The sequence below is a fragment of the Thermoanaerobacterium butyriciformans genome, from assembly GCF_017874545.1.
GTDB lineage: Bacteria > Bacillota > Thermoanaerobacteria > Thermoanaerobacterales > Thermoanaerobacteraceae > Thermoanaerobacterium > Thermoanaerobacterium butyriciformans.
In genome coordinates this window covers 1-4,624 of sequence record NZ_JAGGLT010000057.1, presented here as the reverse complement: position 1 = coordinate 4,624, position 4,624 = coordinate 1, and the positions used below count along the sequence as shown (strand labels likewise).

The window sequence follows — 4,624 nt, the reverse complement described above, 5'->3', positions numbered from 1 at the left end:
TATATCCATTAATTTCCTTTAAAGTCTATTTTAAAAGCTGTAGGGGAAGTCTGCGCTTTTTTGGCTACTTATATAATAAGTTTTCATAGTAAATAATTTTTAATTTTATAAAATTCGCAATTACCTAGTCGCGTTTCTGGAAAGATTATATGCATATCATCTGGTTTTCTATTCTTGAAATTAGTTTAAATTACTTTCTAGAGTATTTTTCTCTATGCATATTTTCAATGGAATTCAGCAAATCTTGAATAACCTCATTAATAGACGCAAACAAATCATAGTTATAAAAGATTGCTTCATCTATATCCCTTGTGTTTACAACTTGTCCCATATACCAGTCTTCAAACAGTTCATCTTTTGATACAGTATATACCTGGTCAAGAAGTACTACACTATCTTTATCCAGGAAAGGGTAATCCTTTTTATACAATGGTGCGTGATAAGGATATTTTAATTTTGGCGGTTGTATTATATTGCCATATGTATCTTTTTCTAAATAGTTTATCATGTCTGACACTGGACAAATAATAACTCTGCTTGATTTAGGGTTATATCTGCTAATAATTATAAATGGTCTTGCCTTTTGTGAAGCAATCGAAGGGTCACTATTACCAGTTAAATCAAACCAGTGAATGCAACCCTTCTCAAAATGGGTACTCTTTTGTGGATTTTTCGGCAGCGCTGGACAGGGCAAAACTTACTCACCCCTCCGCCTTTTAGTCATTTCATCGAAAATCTCTTTTTCATCATCTGTTTCTACATAGTCTTTATCGATATCTGCATAAAACTTTCTTCTCTTAACGGGGTTGAATATCATATCAAGAGTGGAAACATCATGTCGTTTAGGTATTTGATTTAATTTATAATCCTTAATACTAACTACCGTCGCCATTCTAAACAACCCCCTTCTTGTTTTTCTTACCCTTATGATATCACTTCCTTATGATTTTTTCAAGCATAATTCCAATTCTTAACTTCTATATATATTATGTCCACATTTATTTAATTGGCACCTTACAAGGCAATTAAAATTTTTATTCTTTAAATAAACTATTTGCATTTTCTGAATACTCACTATTTGTTGTGAGCCCTTGAAACGTGAGGTAAAGGCTCAAATAAGTATATACCCCACATCATGCAGAATAAAAAACCGAACATTAAACCTTTTTTAATCTTTGTTCCTGGCAGACAACCCTGTATTATGACGAATACTACCGCTAATAAAAAATAGGTTATTAGTGCATAAATCGCAAAAGAGGGGATTAATAATCCTGCTTTGACGATTGCACTCGGAGGAAAAGGATTACTACCGCTTGAAGGGATAAAAGCCTGCAGTATTAATCTAAATATTGTTGCTGATAATGCTACTAAAAATAGCGTCAACCATCTTTTCTTGTTAATTTCAAAAAGCATTGATTTCATAGAGTTTGACCTCCAGTTTAAATTTTAAATCTATTACGAGTTAATAGCATCTTTTTCATCAGATCCACCTTGAAATTATAGCATCAGGTTTGAAGCATTTTCCAGCCGCTGCCTATGAAATATATTGAAAATGCTATAATAAATATGCCCAACAATAAAATAATCCAGCGATATACAGTATCACTTATCAGTTTCTTGCCTCTGGAAAATGCCGTGGAAATTGCTGAATACCATACAAAGTCCGATAAAATATGTCCTATAAAAAAGAACAAAACACCAATTAACCCTAAAGTATAAGACTGGCGTATTGATTCCATCCCAGTTGACGTCCACCAGAGAATGACGTAAGGATTAGTAGCGCTTACAAGTGCTCCTGCCAATACAAGATTTCTCATGCCTGCACTATTCCCTTCTCTTTGATTCTCCAGAGAAACTGACTTATTATTTATACTAGATTTTATCATCCCATAGCCCATCCATGCAAGAAAAGCACCGCCAAATAATCCGATAAATCCTGCAACTGTCGGATTAGAGAAGAAATCTTTAAGTCCGAACGTCATGATTATAATTAATAATATAAGTTCCAGGATTCCATGTCCTAATACTGCTAACGGTCCTGCTGTCCACCCTTTTTTAAGACTGCCGTCAATTGTGACCTCCAGCATAGGCCAACATCCCCCTTATTCCTTAACCCAAAAAATCCTTGCCACTAACTATGTATATTTAGAATAATCTCCCCTCCACCCACACCCCTTAAACCCTTGATTTTTCTGTATCCTAATTTCTACCAGATAATAAAGTCCGTTCTAAAATTTCATATTCTTATCCAATTTATTAACATTATCTATTCTCCTTAACCCTTACACCTTATCCCTCTCCCCTACCAAAAAGCAACCCCTGCAACAAAACAGGAGTTATCCTGCATTTACTGCGGGATTTTGGAACAAACTTTATTATCATGGAGTGGAGTTCATTTTAGTTATATACATAGACCTGATGAATGAATATATAATCAAAGAGGAATATGATGCCCTGGAACTAAGACTCATTAAATAACTAAGACTCATTAAATTATCAAAATGCTATATGGGTTTATCAAAAAACTGGAACCTGAGCCAAGTAACGAGTTAAAGGATGCTACTATGGGTTGATTTAATATTACATAAAAATGAGCCTGTAGAATATAGCATTGTACATCTGTATTTATAGGCTCATTCATATAATATCATTTTTTGCCTTTACTATCCCTCAAACAAATGCTACTTACTTTTCTTTTGTCAGCATCAAAACAACAATTTCTGGATGGTTGAAAAGCCTTTGGGGAATAATGCTGTTTCCAAGCCCCCTGATTACAGTCATAGTGCAGTTGCCTCTTTTGTATTCTTCTTATGTATATTGAGGGAAAAAATCTGATTAGGCACATTAATCAGCCTATAAACGGAAGCCTTACCTGCCCTCCATGAGAGCATATTCAGATAAAACTAATACACCTTACTTATTTCACCATACTGTATAAAAAGACCGCTTAATTGAAGTTAATCCTTTTTCTCAAGACCTATAATAGAAATTAATAAGCCTGAAAGCGCTATTAAATATTCAATACCACCAAGATTAGAATTAGGGTCAACTGCAATTATTCCTCCGAACAAAGTAATGTTTAACCCTAAAAGCATTATCTTAAAACCTGAAGCCCCTTTCTTTAAGCCATGAACAATTAAACCTACAATCAAACCTAATACAACTAAAAATATCGTTGTCAATAGAACATATTTCATTTCTCAAAGACTCCTTCCTATAATTTAATTTATAATATGCTACTAGTATACTACTAGCAGGTATGAATTTCTACCATAATTGCATTGAATTATTATGATATATCTTAAAAATTTTCTCTTATATAGAAATGAACCATAAATTGTCATACAGCAAATTATTTCAACATAAAAAGCAAAATAATTTAACCTTATCCATTATATAAAGTTAATTAATTTTCATATTCATGTATAAGATTGGTTAATCTTCCCTACAATTGTAGAAAAATAATGGGGCGGTAAAATTAATTACCACCCCAAGAAAAGTATCATAACGATAATTATAGCTTTTCCAGTTAAAAATATACATGAATATCCCTTTGATATTCTTTCTGGATTTAAATTCCAGCCTTTTCCTTCATTTCTCCCTAATTAAATTCATTTTTTCATGGATAAAAATATCAAATGGAAATTATTTTATTAGGTTTAAAGATTGTATTGTTTGGGTGGTTGACCCGAAAAATCAGCAATAACTGCCTTCGCATCATCTAAATAAAAAATTTCAAAAATTGGGTTGTCAGGAGTTTTATAAATTGATTTTACAAGGGGATTGTGCTCAATGATTGTAGTCTTCACTTCCAAATCATTTGAAAATTTAATTCGTCCAGAAATTCGAATCCAAACATTATTTTGGTTTGTTGTAGAAAACTCAACATAAGGATTCAGTTTAATTTCCTTGTAAACTTCTTTTTGGTTTGACGTACAGAAAAACAACTTACCCTCCTTTTCAAGCATAAATTGAAATGGACGAACCTTTGGTTTACCGTCTCTTCCTATTGTAGCAAGATATAGAACAGGATTTTCGCTTAAAAAATTCACAACTTCGTTCATAATTAACAGCTCCTTCTAAATAAATTGATTTATGTTGTTTTCTGTGTATATAATAATTTATATAGTATATTTTCGCAAGTAGGCACTTATAAGTGCTATACTTACCTTTAAGTTACTATGAGGAGGGAAAATTTTATGAAAAAAGAATTGCCATCTTGTCCCGTTGAAACAACTCTTTCGCTTATAGGAAATAAATGGAAAATATTAATATTAAGAGAGCTATTGAAAGGAACTAAACGATTTAATGAATTAAAAAAAGCAATAGATTCCATAAGCCAAAAAGTTCTTACTCAACAACTTCGTTCTATGGAAGAAGATGGCCTTGTGGAAAGAAAGGTATATGCTGAAGTTCCACCAAAGGTAGAATATTCCCTAACTGAATTAGGAATTAGTTTAAAACCTATACTCGATTCAATGTATTTATGGGGAGAACAATATAAAGAAAAATAATATTTGTATCTAACTTGTTATACAGCAAATTATTTCAATATAAAAAGTGATATAAAAAGCAAAATAATTTAACCTTATCCATTATATAAAGTTAATTAATTTTCATATTC

Annotated in this window: 7 protein-coding genes; 1 reads left to right on the top strand and 6 read right to left on the bottom strand. The window is 32.0% G+C overall.

The window, feature by feature from the left end:
- Window positions 1–190 precede the first annotated feature (190 nt).
- The 6 genes from J2Z80_RS14755 to J2Z80_RS14730 form a co-directional block, all read right to left on the bottom strand.
- Window positions 191–694, bottom strand: coding sequence for a type II toxin-antitoxin system PemK/MazF family toxin (locus J2Z80_RS14755; RefSeq protein ID WP_209455057.1), 504 nt, complete (start codon window positions 692–694; stop codon window positions 191–193).
- Between the two features lie 3 nt (window positions 695–697).
- Window positions 698–892, bottom strand: a complete 195-nt coding sequence (locus J2Z80_RS14750) for a hypothetical protein (protein ID WP_209455056.1) — start codon at window positions 890–892, stop codon at window positions 698–700.
- 182 nt (window positions 893–1,074) lie between these two features.
- Window positions 1,075–1,422, bottom strand: a complete 348-nt coding sequence (locus J2Z80_RS14745) for a hypothetical protein (RefSeq protein WP_209455055.1) — start codon at window positions 1,420–1,422, stop codon at window positions 1,075–1,077.
- A gap of 83 nt (window positions 1,423–1,505) precedes the next feature.
- Entirely contained in the window at window positions 1,506–2,087 is a 582-nt protein-coding gene (locus tag J2Z80_RS14740) for a LysE family transporter (protein ID WP_245301377.1), read from the bottom strand.
- Window positions 2,088–2,957: 870 nt separating this feature from the next.
- Window positions 2,958–3,197: a hypothetical protein gene (locus tag J2Z80_RS14735; protein ID WP_013297056.1), complete on the bottom strand. Its 240-nt coding sequence runs from the start codon at window positions 3,195–3,197 to the stop codon at window positions 2,958–2,960.
- 462 nt (window positions 3,198–3,659) lie between these two features.
- On the bottom strand, window positions 3,660–4,064 hold the full coding sequence (locus J2Z80_RS14730; protein ID WP_015310952.1) for a pyridoxamine 5'-phosphate oxidase family protein: 405 nt from the start codon (window positions 4,062–4,064) through the stop codon (window positions 3,660–3,662).
- Window positions 4,065–4,199: 135 nt separating this feature from the next.
- Between J2Z80_RS14730 and J2Z80_RS14725 the strand changes: the two genes are divergently transcribed.
- Window positions 4,200–4,514: a winged helix-turn-helix transcriptional regulator gene (locus J2Z80_RS14725; RefSeq protein WP_209455054.1), complete on the top strand. Its 315-nt coding sequence runs from the start codon at window positions 4,200–4,202 to the stop codon at window positions 4,512–4,514.
- The last annotated feature ends 110 nt before the right edge of the window (window positions 4,515–4,624 follow it).